This is a genomic window from Flavobacterium beibuense, assembly GCF_004151245.1.
In the GTDB taxonomy this organism is placed as follows: Bacteria; Bacteroidota; Bacteroidia; order Flavobacteriales; family Flavobacteriaceae; genus Flavobacterium; species Flavobacterium beibuense_A.
This window is the reverse complement of record NZ_JUIW01000006.1, coordinates 286166-310366: the sequence shown is the minus strand read 5'-3', so window position 1 is coordinate 310366 and position 24201 is coordinate 286166. Positions and strand designations below refer to the sequence as shown.

Genomic DNA, 24201 nt, shown 5'->3' with positions numbered 1-24201 from the left:
CCGCCACAGGGCTGGCGGCAGGGACTTATACCTGTACAATAACTGATGCCAATAACTGCCAGATAACAAAAACTGTTACTGTAAATGAGCCTACCACTGAACTTAGCGCTACAACATCAAAAACAGATGTGAGCTGTAACGGTGGAACTAATGGTACTGCAAGTGTATCGGTAAGTGGAGGTAGTCCATCATACACTTATTCATGGGCTCCTTCGGGAGGCACAAATGCTACTGCCTCAGGGCTTGCGGCAGGAACCTATACCTGTACCATAACAGATGCAAGTAACTGCGAGATAACAAAAACTGTTACTGTAGATCAGCCTACAGCACTATCTCTTACACCTTCTTCACAAACTAACGTAGCTTGTAATGGTGGTGCAACAGGTACTGCTAGTGTTAATGCTGCCACAGGGGGTGCAGGTGGATACACCTACAACTGGACGCCGGGTAACCCTACAGGTGACGGGACTACATCGGTATCTGGATTAACTGCAGGCACATGGACTTGTACTGTAACCGATCTAAACGGTTGTACAAGTTCTCAAAGCTTTACTATTACTCAGCTTCCAGCACTTATTGTTAATGCTGTTGTAAACTCAAATGAAACATGTAATACCAGTAACGGACAAGCAACTGCGAGTGCCGCAGGCGGTACCGCTCCTTATACTTATGAATGGTCTAACAGTGCTGTCACAGCTACTATAACAGATGTGCCGGCAGGAACTTATAGTGTAACTATAACTGATGCCAATAGTTGTACTGCTACGGCAAGTGTAACCATAGTATCAAACGGAATTACAGCATCAGCTACTGTTGATGCAAACGTGAGCTGTAATGGTGGGAATAATGGTGGGGCTACGGCTTCGGCAAGTGGTGGTACACCTCCATACACATATTCTTGGGACAACGGAGCCACTACGGCTTCTATAGCCGATGTTGCTGCCGGAACATATACTGTAACTATTACCGATGATAATTTATGTTCAAATACAGCAAGCGTAACAATTACAGAACCAACCACAGCATTTAGTGCTTCTACAATAGCTACAAATGTTAGCTGTTATGGTGACAGTAATGGTAGTATTGACTTAACTGTAACAGGTGGTACTGCCCCTTATTCTTTTGAATGGGATGGCGGAGAAACTACAGAAGATTTAACCGGGTTAACTGCCGGTACTTACAATGTAACTGTAACCGATGCTAACGGATGTACTACAACTGCTTCGAGAATTGTTTTCCAACCTATGGAACTTACAGCTAGTACTATCGTTGATAATAACGTTAGTGTAAATGGTGGTAGTGATGGTGCTGCTACGGTAAATGTAATCGGAGGTACATCTTCTTATACTTACGCTTGGAGTAATTCTGCAACTACAGCTTCAATAAGCGGTGTTACAGCAGGCACTTACAATGTAGTAATAACAGATGCTAATAATTGTACTACAACAGCTAGTGTTACTATTACACAACCAATACCTATTGTGGTTACAGGAAATGAAACCTGTGAAAATACTACTGCAATATTAACAGCTACCGGAGCCGATGGATATGAATGGTATGATGTACCTGTGGCGGGAACATCTATAGCTTCAGGAAACGAATATACAACTCCTGTACTCTCTGCAAATACTACCTATTATGTAGAAGCAGTCGGATTTGGTCCTCAGAATACAGTTGAAACTACATTTGCATCAGGTAATAACCATAGAGGTAATATGTTTGATGTTATCTTTACTTCTGATCAGGTAATTACAGGTTTTGATATAAGCCCGATGGGAAGCTGCCCCATTGAGGTATACTATAAAGCAGGTACTTATTCAGGATTTGAAAATAATCCTGATGCATGGACATTATTAGGTAGTACAACCGTTACCTATACAGGTTCACCCATTACTATATCTGTAGGTAATCTTAGCATTCCGGCTGGTCAAACCTATAGTATATATGTCACTTCGGCTACAACTGCGGTATCTCTTAATTATTCAAATGGAGGAAGTACATATTCTGACGGTACATTAACAGTTAGTACTGGTGTTGGTCTTGAATATCCATTTACCCAGGGAACCGGAGCTGTTTACAATCCTCGTACCTTTAATGGACGTATACACTACAAAACCTTAATACCTTCAGGAACAAGGGAAACAGTAGATGTTATAGTAAACCCTGCACCTTCTATTTCTTATATAGCAAGCGACGTTTCCTGTAACGGAGGTAGTAACGGTACTATTGACTTAACCGTAACAGGTGGTACTACTCCTTATACTTTTGCATGGAGTAACACTGCCATTACAGAAGATATGACAGGATTATCGGCTGGTACTTATGATGTGACCGTAACAGATGATAACGGTTGTACTGCAACTGCATCAGTAACTGTTAACGAGCCTACTGTACTTTCTGCTTCTATTTCATCTCAAACAAATGTGGCTTGTAATGGCGGAGCTACAGGTAGCGCTACGGTAACTGTTACAGGTGGTACAGGAACATATACTTATTCTTGGGCTCCTGCAGGTGGTAATGCCGCTACTGCCTCAGGGCTTGCAGCAGGTACTTACACAGTTACCGTAACTGATGGTAACTTATGTACAACCAATACTTCGGTAACAATAACTGAGCCAACAACTGCGCTTTCTGCCAGTACTGTAGCTACAAATGTTAGCTGTAATGGCGTTAGCAATGGTACAATTGATTTAACAGTAACAGGTGGTACTGCTCCTTATGCTTTTGTATGGAGTAACTCTGCAACTACAGAAGATATGACAGGATTAGCTGCAGGAACATATGATGTAACTGTAACCGATGCTAACGGTTGTACAACAACTGCATCTGTAACAATAACACAACCTACAGCACTTTCTGCTTCTATTTCATCTCAAACAAATGTTGCTTGTAATGGTGGTACAAACGGATCTGCTACAGTAACTGTTACAGGTGGTACTGCTCCTTATACTTATTCCTGGGCTCCTACTGGTGGTAATGCTGCTACAGCATCAGGACTTGCAGCAGGTACTTACACAGTTACAGTAACTGATGGTAATTTATGTAATACAACAAAATCAGTAACAATAACGCAACCTACTGTACTTTCTGCTTATATCAGTTCACAAACTAATATTGCATGTAATGGTGGTACTACAGGGAGCGCTACAGTAACTGTTACAGGTGGTACTGCTCCTTATACTTATTTATGGTCTAACAGTGCTTCTACTGCTACGACAACAGGCCTTACTGCAGGTACATATACTGTTTTAATAACAGATGCTAACTTATGTACAACCAACTCTTCGGTAACTATAACTCAACCAACAACTGCGCTTTCTGCCAGCGCTATAGCTACAAATGTTAGCTGTAATGGCAGTAGCAATGGTACAATTGATTTAACAGTAACAGGTGGTACTGCTCCTTATGCTTTTGTATGGAGTAATACTGCTATTACTGAAGATATGACCGGATTATCAGCTGGTACTTATAATGTGACCGTAACAGATGCTAACGGATGTACAACAACTGCATCAGCAACTGTTACTGAGCCTAATGCTCTTATTGCTTCTAGTGTAACTACGGCGGTTAGCTGTAACGGTGGTAGCAACGGTACTATAGACTTAACAGTAACAGGTGGTACTGCTCCTTATACTTTTGTATGGAGTAACACTGCAACTACAGAAGATATGACCGGATTATCGGCTGGTACTTATGATGTGACCGTAACAGATGCTAACGGTTGTACTGCAACTGCATCGGTAACGATTAACGAACCTACTGTACTTTCTGCAAGCGGTGTAGCTACAAATGTTAGCTGTAATGGCGGTAGCAACGGTACTATTGACTTAACCGTAACAGGGGGTACTGCTCCTTATGGTTTTGTATGGAGTAATACTGCTACTACTGAAGATATGACCGGATTATCGGCTGGTACTTATGATGTGACCGTAACAGATGCTAAAGGATGTACAACAACTGCATCAGTAACGGTTAATGAACCTACTGCGCTTTCTGCTTCGATAAGTTCTCAAACAAATATTCTTTGTAATGGTGCAGCTACAGGTAGTGCAACAGTAACAGCAAACGGAGGTACCGCTTCTTATGAATACCTATGGTCTAACGGCGCCACTACGGCTACGGTAGCAGGGCTTGAAGCCGGAACTTATAATGTAACTGTAACCGATGCTAACGGATGTACTGCTAATACTTCGGTAACTATTGACGAACCTACAAGTCTTAACTTAACAATATTAACATCAAATGTAACCTGTAACGGTGGTAGTAATGGGTCGGCTACTGCAACAGTTTCGGGAGGTGTAGCACCTTATTCCTACTCCTGGTCTGATTCAGGAGTAGTTGGTGCGAACCCTACAACCTTAACTGCAGGTACATATACCCTAACTGTTACTGACGATAACGGATGTACAGTTGATCAAACTATAACTATTGACGAGCCGGATGCTCTTACTGCATCATTCAACTCAGTTAATGTTAGCTGTCCCGGTAGTTCAGATGGTACTGCTACAGTAACCGTAACAGGTGGTACAGCTCCTTACGAGTACTTATGGTCTAACGGTGCTTCTACAGCTTCTTTAGTAGGTCTTACTGACGGAACGTATACTGTTACCATAACAGATGACAACGGATGTACATTAATCGATTCAGTAACTGTAGTAACAACTCCGGATGTTACTGCTCCTGTAGCTGATGTTGCCACACTACCAACAGTAACTGTAGAATGTAACGTACCGGCAGGTATGATTACTGCTCCTACTGCTACCGATAACTGTGTGGGTACTTTAACGGGTACAACTACAGATCCGCTTATTTACACTACTCAGGGTACATATACAATAACATGGACGTATAACGACGGTAACGGAAACTCTTCTACACAAACACAAACTGTTATAGTAGATGATATTACTGCCCCTGTAGCTGATTTAGCTACAATACCAACTGTAACTGTAGAATGTAGCGTACCGGCAGGTATGATTACTGCTCCTACTGCTACCGATAACTGTGTGGGAACCGTAACAGCTACAACTACAGATCCGCTTACTTATACTGCTCAGGGTACATACACAATAACGTGGACGTACAACGACGGTAACGGAAACTCTTCTACACAAACACAAACTGTTATTGTAGATGATATTACTGCTCCTGTAGCTGATGTTACTACACTACCAACAGTAACTGTAGAATGCAGCGTACCGGCAGGTATGATTACTGCTCCTACTGCTACCGACAACTGTGTGGGAACTATAACGGGTACTACTACAAGTCCATTTACTTATACTGCTCAGGGTACATACACAATAACGTGGACGTACAACGACGGTAACGGAAATATAACTACACAAACACAAACTGTGATAGTAGATGATATTACTGCCCCTGTAGCTAACGTTGCTACATTACCAACAGTAACTGTAGAGTGTAATGTGCCAGCAGGTATGATTACTGCTCCTACAGCTACCGATAACTGTGCCGGTACTGTAACAGCTACAACTACAGATCCGCTTACTTACACTGCTCAGGGTACATATACTATTACATGGATCTACAACGATGGTAATGGAAATACAACCACACAAACGCAAACCGTAGTGGTTGATGATACTACTGCTCCTGTAGCCGATGTAATTAACCTACCGGAGATAGTTAACTACTGTGGTGTAATGAGTGATGAGATTCCGGTTCCAACTGCTACAGATAACTGTGCCGGTGTACTTAACGCTACTACTACAGATCCATTAGATTATACAGAAGTAGGTACTTATGTAATAACATGGACATATGATGATGGTAATGGAAACACTACATCTCAAACACAAACTGTAACAGTTGAAGAGTCTCCTCTTAATGCTGTAACATTTGATGATGCTGAATTTGTATATAACGGAACTGTACAAAGCATTAACGTAAACAATCTTCCTGTAGGAGCTACGGTTACTTATACAACATCTCCGGAAACAGGAAGTGATAATGGTGCTGTAAACGCAGGCATATATACAGTAACTGCAGTTGTTATGCCGCAACCGGAAGCCTTTAACTGTGCTCCTGTTACTTTAACGGCTACTATCACAATCGAAAGGGCTCCGCAAACAATCACATTTGATCCTCTTTCGGTTAAAAACCTTGAAACTGATGTAGATTTCCAACTGGATGCTACAGCCTCATCTGGACTTGAAGTATACTATACTTATACCTATACTTCACCAGATCCTGCTGCTAATGTATCTTCAACAGGATGGGTAACTTTACTAACATCCGGTGAAATTACAATCACTGCTCATCAGGATGGTAACGAAAATTACCTGCCTGCTCAGGAAGTTGAACAACCACTTATTATTGAAAGTAGTGATGCATCAATATTCACTATGGTTGTTGGCGATGTAACGTATGATACACCTCAAAGTAACATTTACCACCTAATTGATTGTGGAGATAATTCAGATTCAGTAGAGGTTACAATAGTAACCGAGGTAGGTGCTACTGTACAACCGGGCCATACATTTACTATACAAACACCACAGCCGGGTATTTATACTGCAACGGTAACGGTAACATCTGAGGATGGAATTTCTACAGAAACATATACCGTAACTGTAGAAAGACGCTTTGATTTCTCTGATATCGTAGTTCAGAAATTTGATAATGTACTATTAGTAAACAATAACCCGCAAAACAATGGTGGTTATGAATTTACAGCTTACGAATGGTACAGAAACGGTCAGCTTGTAGGTACAGAACAGTACTACTCTGCCGGTAACAATTCTGGTGATATGCTGGATCCTGATGCAGAATATATGGTAAAAGTTACTACTGCTCAGGGTGAGGTACTTCAAACATGTCTTGGACAAATTTTCCTTCAGCATATTAACAGTGCAAGGTTATACCCTAACCCTGTTGCTTTCGGACAAAAACTTACCATTGAGGCTGATTTACCTGCAATTGAGCTTGAAAATATGACTATTGCTGTCTATACGCTTAACGGTGCACTTGTAAAAGAAGTAAAATCTTCATCAAGGATAACCGAGATTGATGCTCCTATGGAAGAAGCTGTTTATATAGTAATGTTAAAATCGGCTAACTACAGTAAAACATTTAAAGTAATTGTACGATAGATCACTACCACCCCCTGCCTGTGGGCAGGGGTTTATATTGTACAACACAAAAAATACATATCATGAAGAAATATAATTTTTCACAGTTTACAGTTAAGTCGGTTATGTTGGCCTTAGCGCTTACGGGCTTCACTAAAATATATGCACAGGAGGAAAAACATGAGTTTTCCATGTATGCAGGAGGTGTTTTCTCATCCATATATTACGACCTTGAAGGCGGACAGGTAGATCACGAGCATGGTGTTCAGTTAGGGCTTAAATATTCCTATTTCCTGAATGATAACTGGAGTATAGGACTTGGAGGCGAATACCAGACGTATAATTCAAATGCACGGTTTGATTTTGCAAGCGGAAGCTATAATGCCGTTGATTTTGAGAACGATCCTTTTGAGTTCAGGTATAATATGACGAGTTACAGAGAAAACCAAAAACTGCATTATGTAAATATACCGGTAACGGTTCAGTTTGAAACCGGAGACGGAATAACTGACTTTTATATTACTGTAGGAGCTAAGGCAGGTTTTGCAATAAAAGGAGAATATGAAACCACTATAGAGAGGGTATCAACCAGTGGTTATTATCCGCAATATAATGCCGAACTGTTTGGACCTACGTTTATGGGCTTTGGTTCTTTCTCCGGAGTAAGACCGGGAAAACAGGATCTTGAAACCAAAATAGCGTGGTCAGGAACTTTAGAGAGCGGTGTTAAGCAATATGTAGGTGACCATAATTCATGTTATATAGGTCTGTTCTTAGACTATGGTTTTAACTCAATAGCCGACAGTAAAGAAGAAAACGTAGTTAATTATCCTTCTGATGAAATACCTGTAAACTTAAAATACAATTCAGTAATCAATTCATCTTACACTAAAGACGTACGCCTGATAGCTTATGGTATTAAGCTGAGATATGCTTTTTTCTAACATTATATCAGTGTACAAAAAAAGCAGCCTGAAAGGCTGCTTTTTTATTTTACAAATATAAAACCCCTTCAAGCAATTACCTTGAAGGGGTTTACCAACTTAACCAAACCTAATTAGCTTATGAAGAATAAGCCTACAGTTTATTTTTAGTTCCAGCCACCACCTAATGCTTTGTAAATATTAACTACTGCATTAAGCTGTTGTTTCCTGGTTTCTATAAGTTCAAATCTCGACTCAAGAGCATCACGCTGGGTTAGTAAAACTTCCATGTAATCTGCTCTTGCCGATTTAAATAAGTCATTTGAGATATTAATCGATTCAGTTAGTGCATCAACCTGTTGTGATCTTAAATCATAACTCTTTTCAAGATTTTTGATCTTAGAAAGCTGGTTAGCCACCTCTATATAACCGTTTAATATGGTACGCTCATAATCATACACAGCCTGTAACTGTCTTGAGTTAGCACTGTAATACTCTGCTTTAATTGCATTTCTGTTGATTAAAGGAGCTGTTAAGTCGCCCGCAAGTGAGTATAATAGTGATTGAGGCGTCTTAATTAAATAAGACGGATTAAATGCCTGATAACCTATACCTGCGGTAATACCCAGTGAAGGATAGAATTTGGCCTTCGCAACCTTTACATCTAACTTAGAAGCTGCAAGTTCAAACTCAGCCTGTTTAATATCCGGGCGATTTGCAAGTAATTGAGACGGTATACCTGCCTTAACAGTTGTAGGTAATATACTTCCGAAAGTAGTATGATCCCTTTCCACATGCTGTGGGAATCTACCTGCCAGGTAATTAATCCTGTTTTCTGTCTCAACTATACTCTGCTGAATGTCGTACTGAAGGCTTCTTGTTTTTAAAACTTCAGCCTCAAACTTGCGTACAGCAAGTTCTGTAGTGCGTGCAGCCTGCTTTTGTAATTTAACGATCTCTAGTGCGTTACTCTGTATCTCGATATTCTGATTTACAATCTCAAGCTGATTATCAAGGGCAAGCAACTCATAATAAGAATTAGCTATCTCAGCAATAAGGTTAGTAACCATAAAGTTTTTACCTTCTACTGTAGACAGGTACCTGCTTATTGCTGCTTTTTTAGCATTATGCAGTTTACCCCAAATATCTATTTCCCAGCTTGCATAAGCACCTACCATAAAATCAGGTAGCGGATCTGGAAATTCCTTTCCCGGTTTAATTTCGGTATTGGCATCATTAGCACCCTGGCTTGTATACCTACCTACTTTTTCTACACCGGCTCCGCCTTTAAGGCCTACAAAAGGTAAATACTCCCCTTTTCTTGCCCTAATCTCGTTTTTGGCAATCTCTATCTCCTGAAGCGTTATGTTTAACTCCTGGTTATTTTTTAGTGCTGTTTCAATCAATGTGTCAAGATAAGGGTCGGTAAAATATTCCTTCCACGTTAATGTTGCCACATTTACAGTATCCTGCGAAGCATTTTCATAATTCGCAAGTACTGTAGTATTTTCTGTTCTTTGAACCAAAGCAGGTGTCTTACAACCGGTAAAACTTAATACAATTAAGGCTACCCCTGCATATTTATACATTCTTATTTTAGACATATTACTCAGTTTCATCGGTTTCATCTGTGTTTTGGAATTTATCTATCTGATGAACAAATTCTTCTGATAAAGAACTGTCTTCCTCATATTTAATCAGTTTTCTGCCATCAGCCATCGAGCCGAAAATAAAGTACAGTCCAGGTACTATAATTACACCGAAGATGGTACCAAATAACATACCTCCTAATGCTGCCGAACCCAGTGTCCTGTTACCTATAGCCCCTGCTCCTGTAGCAATCATTAACGGGATAAGACCCGCGATAAATGCAAACGACGTCATAAGGATCGGTCTGAAACGTACTTTAGCCCCTTCAATCGCTGCATCATACAGCGTGAAGCCTTCGTGCCGCTTCTGTACCGCAAACTCAACGATAAGTACAGCATTCTTACCGAGCAGACCCACAAGCATGATTAGACCAATTTGTGCATAGATGTTATTTTCAAGTCCCATTATCTTAAGCAATAGGAATGAACCGAAAATACCAACCGGTAAAGAGAATACAACCGCCAACGGAATGATGAAACTTTCATACTGTGCAGCAAGTACAAAGTATACAAACGCTAATACAATAAGGAAAATGTAAATAGATTCGTTACCTCTGTTTGCCTCATCAAAGGAAAGACCTTCCCATGCTATATCATATCCTTTTGGTAATGTTTCCTTAGCAACTTCTCTAACAGCCTGAATAGCATCTGCTGTTGTATAGCCTTTAGCAGGAAGACCCTGTATAGCTGCTGAGTTGTACATGTTATAACGTGTAATCTCGTTAGGTCCCTGTGTTTTCTTAAGCTTCATGAAAGCCGAATAGGGAACCATCTCGCCATGATCGTTTTTAATGAACAGGTTAAGTACATCTGATGGAAGTCTTCTGTATTTAGGGTCTGACTGAACATATACTTTAAAGAAGCGTCCGAATTTAATAAACCCTTGCTCATAGGTACTACCAATAAGGATATCAAGATTCTCCATTGCTTTACCAATAGAAACTCCTTTCTGCATTGCTAAGTCGTTGTCTACAATAAGCTCATATTGTGGATAGTTAGCCGCGAAGAAAGTAAACAAACCCGTTAACTCTTTACGCTTACCTAAGTTCTCCATGAACTCTTTGTTTATCTTATCAAAATCCTGATAATCTGTTGTAGTGTTTTTATCTAATAAACGCATAGAGAAACCTCCTGATGAACCGAAACCTGGAATGGCCGGCGGTTCAAAGAACTCTATCTTGGCACCTAAACCTTTAGATTTCTCTTCAAGCTCTTCCATTATCTCGGTAACTGTATGCTCCCTGTCAGACCATTCTTTTAGGTTAATAAGACAGGTACCTGCGTTAGAGCCCCTACCTTCGGTCATAATCTCATACCCTGCAAGAGATGATACTGATTCTACTCCGTCTATATCCTCACATATTTTCTGTAATCTTTGTGATACCTGGTTTGTTGTTTCCAGTGTAGATCCCGGAGGAGTCTGGATAATCGCATAAATAGTACCCTGGTCCTCACTTGGTATAAATCCTGAAGGAAGTATCTTGTTTACATAGAACGTACCTGCACAAAATGCCAGTAATATGATGAATGTAAGTAATCTTCTGTTAACCATCCTTTTAAGTATGGCAACATATTTACCTGTCATTTTATCAAACCCTCGGTTAAAGCTGTCAAGCGATTTGGTAAGAATGTTTTTCTTATGAGGGTGTGCATGGTGGTTTTTAAGTAACATGGCACACAATACCGGCGTAAGCGTAAGCGCGATTAATGCTGAAATTACAATGGAACTTGCCATAGTAATAGAGAACTGCCTGTAGAATGTACCTACCGGACCAGACATGAATGAAATAGGTATGAATACCGATACCATTACCGCAGTAATTGCTATTACCGCACCACTAATTTCACCTAATACCTTTTTAACCGCATTATATGGCGTAATGTTAGGAAACTCATCAAACTTGGCATGTACCGCCTCTACAACCACAATCGCGTCATCCACAACGATACCAATTGCCAGTACGAGTGCAAATAACGTTACAAGGTTTATCGATATCCCGAAGAACTGGATAACAAAGAACGCCCCCACGAGCGATACCGGTACCGCTAATATAGGGATAAGCGTAGATCGCCAGTCTCCAAGGAACACAAATACCACAAGAGCAACTAATATAAACGCGTCCCTTAAGGTATGGATAACCTGTTCCATAGACGCATCAAGAAACTTAGAAACGTCGTAACTGATTTTATAGTCAAGTCCCTCAGGGAAACTTTCTTTAAGCTCTTCTAGTTTTTCCTTAACGTTTTTAATTACGTCGTTGGCATTACTACCATAGTTCTGTTTTAATACGATAGATGCTGAAGGGTGTCCGTCAAGATTTGAGTAAATATCAAAGAACTCACTACCCAGCTCTGCCCTACCTATATCTTTAAGGCGAATGGCCTCACCTTCTGCATTGGCACGGATAATTACATTATTGTATTCTTCCGGCTCACTATATCTACCCTTATAGGTCAATACATATTCTAAGGACTGAGCCTGTATACCCGAACTCTGTCCTATACGTCCAGGACGACCAACAATACTTTGTTCGCTCAAAGCTTCCATAACCTCATCTACAGAAACATTATAGGCTCTCATACGATCCGGATTTAACCAAATACGCATCGCATAAGTCCTACTACCTAATATTTGTGATCTTGCAACCCCTTTAATCCTGTTAATTTCAGGAAGCATTTTAACGTTGGCATAGTTATACAGGAACTTTTCGTCCATGTTTTTGCCCGTTGCATAAAGGTTAACGTACATCAACATACTAGGCTGGATAGGAGTAATAACTACCCCTTCACGCTGTACCAGTTCCGGCAAAAGCGGCATTACCTGATCTACCCGGGTCTTCACCCGGATAACGGCCTGATTGGGGTCGGTCCCCGGTTCAAAAATAATTCTCAAAGTAGCTTCACCGGCACTGGTAGCATCCGTTGCCATATAACGCATGTCCTGAACACCATTAATAGCATTCTCTAACGTAATAAGAGTTGATTTAACCAAAACGTCTGCACTCGAACCCGGATAAGCAATAAATATATTTACTGTTGTAGGCGCAATATCCGGAAATTGCGAAGTAGGCAATTGTTTAATTGCCAGAGTACCCATAAACACAATCATAATCGAAATTACAATCGCAAATACAGGCCTGTGTATGAATTTGCTAAACATTTTTTCTTCTTTTTAAGTTATTCGATTAGATTATTCTGCATAAAGCTCTAAATGCGACATAACCTGCTTAGGATCCTGAAGTTTGTATTCAATTTTCTCATTTTCCTTAACAAGACGTAAACCTTCAAGAAGAATTTTATCATCTGTAGATAAACCGTTTTTAATTACAAATAAGTGAGGCAGCTCAGCTTCAATTGTAATCTCTCTCGATTTTATCTTGTGATCTTTATCAATTACATAAACATATTTTTTGTCAAGCACCTCAAAAGTTGCCTTTTGTGGTATAAGCATCGCGTTTTTAATAGGTATAGACACTAGTATATTACCTGTTTCACCATGTCTTAGTAATCTGTCTGGATTAGGGAAAGTAGCCCTGAAAGGAATGTTACCTGTTTCGTTGTCAAAATCTGCTTCAATAGTTTCAACAACACCTTCGTGACCAAACTTTTTGCTGTTAGCCATTATCAGGTCTACATTAATCTTTTTATTATCCTTTGTTTCTGCTTTGTACTCAAGATACTCTGCTTCAGGCACGTTATAGTAAACCCACATCTTACTGTTATCAGAAAGGTTTGTAAGCAGTTCTCCTTCTTCTATAAGACTACCCAGCCTTACGTGAAAACGGTCTACAATACCATCAAAAGGAGCTCTTATTTCAGTAAACTGAAGATGAACTTTAGCCAATGAAAGCTCTGCGTTTGCCTTGTCCAGTTTTGCTTTTGCCATTGCAAGCTCATTAGGAGCTACAACATTTCTGTCGGCAAGACTTTTAGTATTCTGGTATTCAATCTCTGCAAATTTTGCCTCTGCTTCTGCTTTTTTCATTTCAGCTTCATACAGTTTAGGCATGATTTGAAACATTAGCTGTCCTTTTTTTACAGCCTGTCCTTCATCTACATAAATTTTTTCAAGATAACCTCTCTCCTGCGCTCTTAGCTCAATGTGCTGTATTGAGTGTATTTGGCACACATACTCTTTAGTAAGTGTTGTGTCCATTTTTACCGGATTGGTAACAAGAAACTCAGTTTCTTTCTCTTTTTCTTCTTTTTCAGTTTTACAGCTTGTAAAAAATGCAAATGCACACAAGCTCATAATCATGAGGATTCTCTTCATAATAACTTAGCGTTTTAAAAACAATATGATTTTTCTTGATAATTTTTTTAGAAAGTGCGTATATCAGATACACTTTGCATGTTCAAAACCAAATGGTCCTGTTAATGCTTATACAGTAATAATAAACTGTGAGGAAATAAGGGAAATACAAGTATTACCCTAAAAAAGAAAATAAATCAAATTCTGATTACCCTGAATACGATAAATTTTCTACAAGATGAGAAATAGGAAAACAGCCCATCTGGCGATAAGCGTTTTTTAGTAAATAAGAAAAAGAATCCCAATATTTGGGCATAAAGTACAGCAGTAAAAAAGTTACTGGCTTCTAAGTATTTTTTAAAAGAGAATGATTCATCCTCCTCTACCTCATTATCTGTAGCATGTAAATCTTCGTTAGATTTAAGCTCGTGAGCAGAAGGAGATTTGATTGTTGTAATATCATCACTCTGGAAATTTACTAAGGAAGCATATTCTGAGTTTTGAATTGATATTTTTTCTGAAGAATGGACAAGGTTACTATGGTAAGCATTAGGGTATAGTTTCCCATATCCTATTAGGACAACGCTTATTAATAGAAAAAACCTGATTAAAAACTTCTTCATTTGGGCGCAAACTTACATAAAGTTAGTTATATAGGCAAACTGTTCCATATTAATTACCAGCAGGTAACATTAAAGTAACAAAGTCATTGCCTGAACGGTACTCACTATATTAAACAAAACCATATTTTTTAGGTTATAAAAAAGTAAGTATTTAAATTCTTTATGCCTTTAGACAAAAATAATGCCAAATACATAAAAATGAAGATCAATATTTTTTTAATCTTATATAGACTTAAGCCCTTTAAAATCTTTAATGATTATTTTTTTACCCGAAAGCTCAATGAGGCCACTTTTATTAAATTCCGATAAAAGCCTGATACAGCTCTCAGTAGCAGTACCTACCATACCGGCAATTTCTTCGCGGGATAATTTTATGTGAAGGCTTTTATCCTCATTAGTACCAAAAGTATCATGGAGGTATAAAAGAGTTTCTGCAAGCCTTTGCCTAACCGATTTTTGAGCCATGTTTACCAAATGGTCATCGGCTTCTTTAAGGTCTCCGCAAATGGATTTCATAACATTCATGGAAAACTGATTGTTATGATTGAAAAAGGATACAATTTCGCTTTTAGGCACAAAACAAACCTCCATGTCTTCCAGTGCTACAGCACTTAGGTTTACAGGTTCGTCACTTATCATTGAGCGTTGGCCCAGAAGTTCGCCTTTAGAAACCAGCTTAACAATCTGTTCGTTTCCGTTTGCACTTAATTTAGAGAGTTTACAAACACCATCTTTTACACAAAAAATGCCGTTTACATTTTCGCCTTCTGTAAAAATAGGTTCGCCTTTTTTAATAATGTAAGACGTCTTGCAGTTAGCCATCCTGAGTAATTCATCTTTATTCAGCGCTTTTAAGGAGCTGAATTCCCGTACTATACACTGTTCACATTTACTCATAGGGCAATTTTTATTTGGACACACAAATGTACATATTGTATGACAAATATCATATTTTATTTTTTAAGTGTGCATCAATTTTGCATCAGGTAAATGAGCAGATTATGAACACGCAAAATTGTTATCATTGCGGGTTAGGTTATACAGATAAAGAAGAGATTGTTTTTGACGATAAATCCTTTTGCTGTTATGGCTGTAAAACCGTATATGAGATTTTTACCCTTAACGGGCTTACAGATTATTATTCTTTTGAAAAAACACCGGGAGCTACTCCTAAAGACACTAATGGCAAGTATGATTTTCTTGATAATGAGGAAATCGTTTATCGCCTGTTAGAGTTCCATGAGCAGGAAACACACATCGTTTCCTTATATATTCCGCACATTCATTGCAGTTCCTGCATCTGGATATTGGAGAACCTCAACAAAATCAATATAGGTGTTAGCAGTTCTCAGGTAAACTTCCATAACAAAAAAGTACGTATTGTTTTCAATCCTGAAAAAACAACCCTAAAAGAAATAGTACATCTGCTCTGCAAAATTGGCTATGAGCCTTACATAAGTCTGGACAATTATGAACAGAAAAAGAAAAAGGTAAATCGAGAACTGATTTATAAGTTGGGGGTGGCATTCTTTTGCTTCGGTAATGTTATGCTGCTTTCATTTCCTGAGTATTTTGAAATGGAAGAATACTGGCTGGATAATTACAAAAGCTTTTTCCGATGGCTGATATTTGGGCTTTCACTCCCATCTTTCCTTTATGCAGCAAGCGGGTATTATTCATCGGCATGGAAAAGTCTCAAAACCGGAATGCTCAATATTGATGTACCTATAGCATTAGGTATTATTGTAATGTTCGTGAGAAGTACGGTTGATATCATATTCGACTACGGACAGGGATTTTTTGACAGCCTAACCGGACTGGTATTCTTTATGCTTTTAGGTCGGTTCTTTCAACAGAAAACATACAATTTCCTTTCGTTTGAAAGAGATTTTAAATCCTACTTCCCCATTGCGGTTACTAAAATACTTCCGGACCGTAGTGAAGTTTCGGTACCTGTTTATGATGTTGCTGCGGGCGACAGGCTTCTTATACGTAATCAGGAACTTATACCGGTAGACGGTATTCTTATAAGTGATAATACCGCCATAGACTACAGCTTTGTAACCGGAGAGGCCGACCCAATTACCAAAAAATCGGGCGATAAGCTTTTTGCCGGAGGCAAACAAACAGGTAAGATAATTGAAATGGAAGTATTGAGTTCCGTTTCCCAAAGCTACCTTACACAACTATGGAGTAACGACATATTCATCAAAAAAGACAGGCAGGATTATAAAACAATTACCGATACCATAAGCCGCTTCTTTACTCCCTTATTACTCATTACTGCATTGGTATCACTTTTATACTGGCTTTTTATAGATGTAACCACCGCCTTTAATGTATTTACTGCCGTACTTATTGTGGCATGCCCTTGTGCACTGGCATTAAGTGCTCCTTTTACGCTGGGAAATATTTTAAGAATTATGGGAAACAAAAAGCTTTATCTCAAAAATGCTACAGTTGTAGAACAGATGGCTAAGGTCGATACCATAGTTTTTGATAAAACAGGTACTATAACCACCAGTAAGAAATCGGATATTTTTTATGAAGGAAACGGGCTCACTGAAGAAGAAATCCTAATGGTGAAAAATATCCTGAGGGGATCTAACCACCCTTTAAGCAGGAGGTTATATGATTTTCTTCCGAATGCAGCTATTATATTGGTTGATGATTTTGATGAAATTACAGGTAAAGGCATTAAAGGCCATATAGATGGTAATTTAATAAAAATAGGATCGGCAGATTTTGTTGGTGTTTCTAAAGTACAAACCTTACAAACTGCAGTATACATAAGCATTAATAAGGTTTATAAAGGTAAATATGTTTTTGCAAACAGTTATAGAAACGGCCTTAAACCTCTTCTTGAAAACCTGAGCAAACGATATGAACTCAAAATACTTTCGGGAGATAACGAAGGCGAACGCGAAATGCTAAAACAATTGGTACCTCCGGGAACATTATGTGTATTCAATCAAAAACCGGAACAAAAACTGGCCTTTATAGAAAGTCTGCAAAAAGAAGGAAAAAATGTAATGATGATAGGCGACGGCCTGAATGATGCGGGAGCACTGGCACAAAGCAATATTGGGATATCAATATCAGAAGATATTAATGTATTCTCCCCTGCCTGCGATGGTATACTCGATGCTTCTAAGTTTGAAAGCATTAATTATTTTCTCAAACTATCCAAAAATGCGGTTAAGACTATCAAAATGAGTTTTGGTATTTCCCTGCTCTACAATGCCTTTGGATTATCGGCTGCCATAGCCGGAAAACTTACTCCGCTAACAGCAGCTATAGTCATGCCTTTAAGCACTATTACCATTATAAGTTTTGTAACTGTTATGAGTAATTATTATGCCCGAAAAAAAGCCTGAAAATTTAATCAAAAAACCATGTATGCATGATAAATATCATGTTTTATCAGGCGGTGCAACAGTAGTTTTGTTAACATAAAACCAATAAGTATGAGCGTCATTTATTTACTAATCTCCATCAGTATCGTTGTGGCTATACTGTTTTGCGTAGCCTTTATAAGGGCAGTAAAAACAGGCCAGTATGACGATGACTACACCCCGTCTGTAAGAATGCTTTTTGACGATGAGTTAAAGAAAAAAGAAAACAATCATAATAACACAAATTAATATGGAAGTGCAGCAATTTTATTACGACAATAAAATAGTTAAAAAATTCCTCTATGCCACCATCTTATTTGGGGTTGTAGGAATGCTTGTAGGCTTGCTGATAGCCTCTATGTACATGTTTCCCGGTTTAACCGAAGGTATTTCGTGGCTAAGCTACGGCCGATTAAGGCCATTACACACTAATGCAGTTATTTTCGCCTTTGTGGGTAATGCCACTTTTGCAGGGGTTTACTACTCCATGCAAAGGCTACTTAAGACCCGCATGTACAGCGATTTTTTAAGTAATGTAAATTTTTGGGGATGGCAGCTTATTATTGTTGCCGCAGCCATATCACTTCCGTTAGGATATACCACCTCTAAAGAATATGCCGAACTGGAATGGCCTATAGATATAGCTATAGCTATTGTTTGGGTTGTTTTTGGTATTAACATGATAGGTACCATTTTAAGGAGAAGAGAACGCCATCTATATGTAGCCATATGGTTTTACCTTGCAACTTTTGTAACGGTTGCCGTTCTTCACATCTTTAACAGCCTTGAACTTCCGGTAAACGGAATGAAAAGTTACTCTGTTTATGCCGGTGTGCAGGATGCCCTAGTACAATGGTGGTACGGTCATAATGCTGTGGCATTTTTCCTTACAACTCCTTTCCTTGGGTTAATGTATTATTATCTGCCTAAAGCGGCAAACAGACCGGTATATTCATACAGACTGTCTATTATCCACTTCTGGTCGTTAATATTTATCTATATATGGGCAGGACCTCACCATCTGTTGTACTCTGCCCTGCCGGACTGGGCTCAAAACCTGGGGGTTGTGTTTTCTGTAATGCTTATAGCTCCGTCATGGGGTGGTATGATAAACGGTTTACTTACCCTAAGGGGCGCGTGGGATAAAGTACGTACAGACCCTGTTTTAAAATTCTTTGTGGTTGCAATTACCGGATATGGTATGGCAACATTTGAAGGTCCTATGCTATCGCTTAAAAACGTTAATGCTATTGCCCACTTTAGCGACTGGATTGTAGCACACGTACACGTAGGTGCACTGGCATGGAACGGTTTCCTAACCTTTGGTATGATTTACTGGTTAATACCAAGAATGACAAAAACATCTCTTTACTCTGTTAGGCTTGCCAACTTCCACTTCTGGATAGGTACACTGGGTATCATACTATATGCCTTACCAATGTATGTTGCAGGTTTTGTACAGGCTTCTATGTGGAAACAGTTTAATCCGGACGGTACTCTTAAATACGGTAACTTCCTGGAAACTGTAAAACAGATTATGCCAATGTACTGGATGAGGGCCATAGGCGGTACCTTATTCGTAATAGGACTTTTAGTACTGGTATACAACATTATAATGACAATCCGCCAGGGTAAAGCCGTTGAAGATGAACTGGCAGAAGCTCCTAAACTGGAAAGGATAACAGGCAGAAGAATGAAGGGTGAGAAATTCCACCCATGGTTGGAAAGAAAACCTATACAGCTTACCATACTTGCAACTATTGCAATACTTATAGGTGGTATTATACAAATTGTACCTACCATAATGGTAAAATCTAACATACCAACCATATCTACGGTTAAACCTTATACCCCGTTAGAGCTTGAAGGTCGTGACCTGTACATAAGGGAAGGATGTGTAAACTGTCACTCTCAAATGATACGTCCGTTCAGATCGGAAGTAGAACGCTATGGTGAATACTCTAAATCGGGAGAATATGTATACGATCACCCGTTCCTGTGGGGATCTAAGCGGACCGGACCGGACCTTATGCGTATAGGTGGCAAATACAGCGACAACTGGCATTTTAACCACATGTGGGATCCTCAAAGTACATCGGCAGGTTCTATAATGCCATCCTACAAATGGCTGTTTGACAACAAGAAAATGAACCGTAGCGAGACTGAGAAAAAAATGCAGGTAATGGTAAAATTGGGTGTTCCTTATACGGATGAAGATATTGCCAATGCACAGCAGTCTATGGATGCACAGGCAGCAAAAATTGAAGAGAATTTACATATAGACCCTGACTTTGTAAAAAGCTATGAAGCCAGCAAAAAAGCGGCTCTGGCAAACGGTGAACAGTTTACCCTTATGAAAGACAGGGAAATTACAGCACTAATTGCCTACCTGCAACGCCTTGGAACCGATATTAAAATTAAACCGGCTACAGCCCATAACTCAAAACAATAAGCCATGCTAAAGTTTATAAAACACAATATGGAGAGCATCTCAGGAATTGAGGTATACCCTATCTTATCGCTGCTTATTTTCTTCATCTTTTTTGTTGTACTGTATACTTGGGTATATACCTACAAAAAAGAAAAGATAACCGAGATGAGTAACCTTCCGTTCTCAGACAACGATAACGATAACCAATAGTTGAACACAAACTTATTACTATGAAAAAATTTATACCGGTATATGTTAGGGTCCCTGTAATTTTTGCATTGGTTTTCATGGCTCTGGAATACTTTATAGATTCAGGAGACAGGCCTGCCTTCCTAAAATACCCAGAAGTGTCAATATTCCTGTTTTTCTTCCTGTTCCTTCAGGTAGCAATAGAAATAACCATTAGTGCCATAGACAGGGTTACTTACAGCATCCTTACCGAAGAACAGAAGAAAAAACTGGCTGAAGCCGATACTATAGAATTTAAGGACACCAAGCTTTACAAAAAAATAAAAAGCTGGTTTGTAAAAGTAAAACCTATTGAAGAAGAAGGCGAAATATTACTCAATCATGATTATGACGGTATTAAAGAGCTTGATAATGTGTTACCACCATGGTGGATAAACCTTTTCTATGTAACTATACTATTCGGATTGGTTTACCTTGTAAAGTACCACATTCTTGATGGCCCTGACCAGAAAAAGGAATTTGAGATTGAAATGGAAGAAGCCCGTATAGCAGTTGAGGAATATAACAGGCTGGCTAAAGACCGTATTGATGCCAACAGCGTAACACTTTTAACCGAAGCATCTGATTTGGCAGAAGGTAAAAAGATTTTTGAAACCAATTGTGTAGCCTGCCACAGGGCAGATGCCGGAGGTACTATTGGCCCTAACCTTACCGATGAGTACTGGATTTTAGGTGGAGGCATTAAAAATGTATTCCACACTATTACCGAAGGCGGACGTGACGGTAAGGGCATGGTGGCCTGGAAAGGTACTCTCAAACCTTCAGAAATTCAGTTAGTAGCCAGTTATGTATTGTCTTTACAGGGTACAAATCCTATAGACCCTAAAGCTCCGGACGGAGAAATATGGAAAGACGAGGCCAAAACCGATAGCGATAAGCCAAATGCAGAAGCTACGCAGCAAACAACAGAAGAAACCCCCGAAGTAGCCGATAAACAAAGCTAAATACCATGAGCAATATACAGGAAGAAGAGTTTAGGGACAGGATAGCGACCATAAATGAAGAAGGTAAAAGGTCTTGGATATATCCTAAGAAACCTTCGGGAAAACTATACAGGTACCGCAAATTAGTCAGTTACTTTTTACTTCTCTTCCTGTTTAGTGCTCCCTTTGTAAAAATAAACGGAAACCAGTTCCTTATGTTCAATGTGTTGGAACGCAGGTTCAATATATTTGGTTTCCCGTTCTGGCCACAGGATTTCCACCTGTTTGTAATCTCCATGATTATAGGGGTAATATTTGTGGCACTGTTTACCGTTGCTTTCGGGAGGCTGTTTTGTGGTTGGGTTTGCCCGCAAACCATCTTTATGGAAATGGTTTTCCGCAGGATAGAATACTGGATTGAAGGCGACAGGAATGTCCAGATTAAACTGGATAAGCAAAAATGGGATACCGAAAAAATAAGAAAAAAGGCCCTCAAGTGGTTTATCTTCTTTATCATATCATTCCTTATAGCCAATGTGTTTCTCGCATACCTATCAGGAAGTGACAAGCTGATACAAATGATAACAGACGGGCCCGGACAGCATGTAAGTACACTTATAGCCCTGCTGATATTTACTGCGGTATTTTACTTTATTTATATCTGGTTTCGGGAACAGGTTTGTATTATAGCCTGTCCGTACGGAAGACTTCAGGGAGTGCTGCTGGATAACAAATCGATAATTGTAGCCTACGATCATAAAAGAGGTGAAAGTGAAAACGGGCGCGGTAAAATAGTCAAGAACGAAGACAGGGCTACATCCGGAAAAGGAGATTGTATAGACTGCAAGCTTTGTGTACATGTTTGTCCTACCGGTATAGACATAAGAAACGGAACGCAGCTGGAATGCATTAACTGTACAGCCTGTATAGACGAATGTAATACTGTAATGGAAAGGGTCGGGTTTCCTAAAGACCTTATACGTTATGCCAGTGAAGACGAAATAACCAAAAAGGAAAAGTTTGTTTTTACTGCCAGAATGAAAGGCTATACTGCCGTACTGCTAATCCTTATGGGAATATTTACAGGTATGCTGTTTTTAAGAAATGATGTGGAAGCCACAGTACTAAGATTACCCGGGCAATTATACGAGCACAAAGGAGAAAACATTAGCAATGTGTATACCTACAAAATAGTGAATAAAACCACTAAAGACTTTAATGATGTTTACTTTAAGCTAAAAACACCTAAAGGGGTAGTTAAAGTAGTGGGAAACCCTCATTTTAAAGTACCTAAGGCTGGTATTGCACAAGGAACATTGTTTGTGGAAATCAATGAAGCATTACTTAAAGACGACAAAACAAAAATACTGCTTGAGGTTTATGACGGTGACCGACTTATAGAAACCGAGTCAAGCAGCTTTTTAGGTCCGAGGACTTTTAATTAAAAACAAATGATTATGAAATTTAACTGGGGAACAGGGATTGTAATCGCATTTGCTCTTTTTATGAGCTTTATACTGTTTTTTGTATTCAAAGTACAATCAGACAGTAAATATGATAACGAACTGGTTGTAGAGGATTACTATAAACAGGAAAGAATACTGCAGGACAAACTTAACAGGGAAGAAAATGCTGTTAGCCTGCACCATCAACTAACAATTAACAGCACTCAAAAAGGAATAGAAATAGAATTCCCTGAGGATTTTGATGCTGCAAAAATAAAAGGAAAAGTGTTCCTGTACAGGCCGTCTAACCAAAGGCTCGATATTGAACAACCAATAACAATATCGGCTTCTCATCTGCTCATACCTAAAAGTGATTTGGTAGACGGCCGCTGGAACATTACTGTTGACTGGGAATATCAGGGTATAGGCTACCTCAATAGTAAAGAGATTACGGTTTATTAAAAATAAAAAATAAGAGTATGCTATATTCAGCACTTTTATTAGGATTAATATCAAGCCTGCACTGCATGGGCATGTGCGGGCCTATTGCCATGATGCTACCGGTAGACCGCACCAATGAAACAAAAAAAACCATACAGATCCTTTTGTATCATACCGGAAGGCTCTTGGCTTATGGTTCATTGGGAATTATATTCGGATTGTTGGGAAGGGGGCTTTACCTGGCCGGAATGCAGCAAAACGTTGCCATAGCCTCCGGCATTATTATGATTACGATAATAGCAGTACCGGAAAAGAAGTTTGCCAAATATAATTTCTCTAAGCCTATCTATAGAGTAATAAGTAGTGTAAAAAGTAGCCTAGGGAGCCAATTTAGGAAAAAAAGCAATAAAGCTATTTTTATTACCGGGCTTCTTAACGGCTTTTTACCCTGTGCATTGGTTTATGCAGCCCTATTTGGTGCTATCACCATGCAAAATGCTCTTTTTGGAGGACTCTATATGGTTCTTTACGGTATAGGGACTATACCTATGATGAGCGTTGTGGTATATGTAAGCAACATGCTTACTTCGCCCTTAAGGAATAAACTTAACAGCTTTATACCTTATGCGGTAGCCATTATAGGGGCTTTCTTTATCCTAAGGGGATTAGGATTAGGTATTCCTTACCTTTCACCCGAAACCAATTCCCTTTTTGTTCAGGAAATACCACACTGCAAGTAACTAAACATAAACAACTGCGAAAAGCCCCTGAAAATT

15 protein-coding genes are annotated in these 24201 nt (G+C 39.2%); 10 read left to right on the top strand and 5 right to left on the bottom strand.

Features of this window, described 5'->3' with window-relative positions:
• Together NU09_RS10350 and NU09_RS10345 are read left to right on the top strand one after the other, a co-directional pair.
• A partial coding sequence (locus NU09_RS10350; protein WP_129751207.1) for a T9SS type A sorting domain-containing protein occupies window positions 1–7115 on the top strand: 7115 nt, incomplete at its 5' end.
• Between the two features lie 62 nt (window positions 7116–7177).
• A complete protein-coding gene (locus NU09_RS10345; protein WP_129751206.1) occupies window positions 7178–8038 on the top strand; it encodes an outer membrane beta-barrel protein in 861 nt (286 codons plus the stop codon).
• Window positions 8039–8184: 146 nt separating this feature from the next.
• Here NU09_RS10345 and NU09_RS10340 read toward each other — a convergent pair whose 3' ends face one another.
• The 5 genes from NU09_RS10340 to NU09_RS10320 all read right to left on the bottom strand — a co-directional run bounded on the left by NU09_RS10340 (window position 8185) and on the right by NU09_RS10320 (window position 15438).
• Window positions 8185–9636 (bottom strand): TolC family protein, encoded by a 1452-nt coding sequence (locus tag NU09_RS10340; protein ID WP_242501853.1) that lies wholly within the window; start codon window positions 9634–9636, stop codon window positions 8185–8187.
• Entirely contained in the window at window positions 9623–12826 is a 3204-nt protein-coding gene (locus tag NU09_RS10335) for an efflux RND transporter permease subunit (RefSeq protein ID WP_129751205.1), read from the bottom strand. Before NU09_RS10335 ends, NU09_RS10340 begins: the two co-directional genes overlap by 14 nt.
• 30 nt (window positions 12827–12856) lie before the next feature.
• Window positions 12857–13939, bottom strand: coding sequence for an efflux RND transporter periplasmic adaptor subunit (locus NU09_RS10330; RefSeq protein ID WP_129751204.1), 1083 nt, complete (start codon window positions 13937–13939; stop codon window positions 12857–12859).
• A 176-nt stretch (window positions 13940–14115) separates the two neighbouring features.
• Entirely contained in the window at window positions 14116–14541 is a 426-nt protein-coding gene (locus NU09_RS10325; protein ID WP_129751203.1) for a hypothetical protein, read from the bottom strand.
• Between the two features lie 222 nt (window positions 14542–14763).
• Window positions 14764–15438: a Crp/Fnr family transcriptional regulator gene (locus tag NU09_RS10320; protein WP_129751202.1), complete on the bottom strand. Its 675-nt coding sequence runs from the start codon at window positions 15436–15438 to the stop codon at window positions 14764–14766.
• 104 nt (window positions 15439–15542) lie between these two features.
• Here NU09_RS10320 and NU09_RS10315 point away from each other — a divergent pair, with 104 nt between their 5' ends.
• From NU09_RS10315 to NU09_RS10280, 8 genes are all read left to right on the top strand, one after another.
• Window positions 15543–17918, top strand: a complete 2376-nt coding sequence (locus NU09_RS10315) for a heavy metal translocating P-type ATPase (RefSeq protein ID WP_129751201.1) — start codon at window positions 15543–15545, stop codon at window positions 17916–17918.
• Between the two features lie 90 nt (window positions 17919–18008).
• Window positions 18009–18185: a cbb3-type cytochrome oxidase assembly protein CcoS gene (ccoS, locus tag NU09_RS10310; protein ID WP_129751200.1), complete on the top strand. Its 177-nt coding sequence runs from the start codon at window positions 18009–18011 to the stop codon at window positions 18183–18185.
• Window position 18186: 1 nt separating this feature from the next.
• Window positions 18187–20388, top strand: coding sequence for a cytochrome-c oxidase, cbb3-type subunit I (gene ccoN / locus NU09_RS10305; protein WP_129751199.1), 2202 nt, complete (start codon window positions 18187–18189; stop codon window positions 20386–20388).
• A 3-nt stretch (window positions 20389–20391) separates the two neighbouring features.
• Entirely contained in the window at window positions 20392–20577 is a 186-nt protein-coding gene (locus NU09_RS10300) for a CcoQ/FixQ family Cbb3-type cytochrome c oxidase assembly chaperone (protein WP_129751198.1), read from the top strand.
• 20 nt (window positions 20578–20597) lie between these two features.
• Entirely contained in the window at window positions 20598–21560 is a 963-nt protein-coding gene (locus NU09_RS10295; RefSeq protein WP_129751197.1) for a cbb3-type cytochrome c oxidase N-terminal domain-containing protein, read from the top strand.
• 5 nt (window positions 21561–21565) lie between these two features.
• Window positions 21566–22984: a cytochrome c oxidase accessory protein CcoG gene (ccoG, locus tag NU09_RS10290; RefSeq protein ID WP_129751196.1), complete on the top strand. Its 1419-nt coding sequence runs from the start codon at window positions 21566–21568 to the stop codon at window positions 22982–22984.
• Between the two features lie 12 nt (window positions 22985–22996).
• Window positions 22997–23446: a FixH family protein gene (locus tag NU09_RS10285; protein ID WP_129751195.1), complete on the top strand. Its 450-nt coding sequence runs from the start codon at window positions 22997–22999 to the stop codon at window positions 23444–23446.
• Between the two features lie 17 nt (window positions 23447–23463).
• Window positions 23464–24165, top strand: coding sequence for a sulfite exporter TauE/SafE family protein (locus NU09_RS10280; RefSeq protein ID WP_129751194.1), 702 nt, complete (start codon window positions 23464–23466; stop codon window positions 24163–24165).
• Window positions 24166–24201 lie beyond the last annotated feature (36 nt).

What these genes read in the sequence shown, in the direction of transcription:
- NU09_RS10345 (WP_129751206.1), top strand. Translation starts at nt 7,178, where the DNA reads ATGAAGAAATATAATTTTTCACAGTTTACAGTTAAGTCGGTTATGTTG.
- NU09_RS10340 (WP_242501853.1), bottom strand. Translation starts at nt 9,636, where the DNA reads ATGAAACTGAGTAATATGTCTAAAATAAGAATGTATAAATATGCAGGG.
- NU09_RS10335 (WP_129751205.1), bottom strand. Translation starts at nt 12,826, where the DNA reads ATGTTTAGCAAATTCATACACAGGCCTGTATTTGCGATTGTAATTTCG.
- NU09_RS10330 (WP_129751204.1), bottom strand. Translation starts at nt 13,939, where the DNA reads ATGAAGAGAATCCTCATGATTATGAGCTTGTGTGCATTTGCATTTTTT.
- NU09_RS10325 (WP_129751203.1), bottom strand. Translation starts at nt 14,541, where the DNA reads ATGAAGAAGTTTTTAATCAGGTTTTTTCTATTAATAAGCGTTGTCCTA.
- NU09_RS10320 (WP_129751202.1), bottom strand. Translation starts at nt 15,438, where the DNA reads ATGAGTAAATGTGAACAGTGTATAGTACGGGAATTCAGCTCCTTAAAA.
- NU09_RS10315 (WP_129751201.1), top strand. Translation starts at nt 15,543, where the DNA reads ATGAACACGCAAAATTGTTATCATTGCGGGTTAGGTTATACAGATAAA.
- ccoS (WP_129751200.1), top strand. Translation starts at nt 18,009, where the DNA reads ATGAGCGTCATTTATTTACTAATCTCCATCAGTATCGTTGTGGCTATA.
- ccoN (WP_129751199.1), top strand. Translation starts at nt 18,187, where the DNA reads ATGGAAGTGCAGCAATTTTATTACGACAATAAAATAGTTAAAAAATTC.
- NU09_RS10300 (WP_129751198.1), top strand. Translation starts at nt 20,392, where the DNA reads ATGCTAAAGTTTATAAAACACAATATGGAGAGCATCTCAGGAATTGAG.
- NU09_RS10295 (WP_129751197.1), top strand. Translation starts at nt 20,598, where the DNA reads ATGAAAAAATTTATACCGGTATATGTTAGGGTCCCTGTAATTTTTGCA.
- ccoG (WP_129751196.1), top strand. Translation starts at nt 21,566, where the DNA reads ATGAGCAATATACAGGAAGAAGAGTTTAGGGACAGGATAGCGACCATA.
- NU09_RS10285 (WP_129751195.1), top strand. Translation starts at nt 22,997, where the DNA reads ATGAAATTTAACTGGGGAACAGGGATTGTAATCGCATTTGCTCTTTTT.
- NU09_RS10280 (WP_129751194.1), top strand. Translation starts at nt 23,464, where the DNA reads ATGCTATATTCAGCACTTTTATTAGGATTAATATCAAGCCTGCACTGC.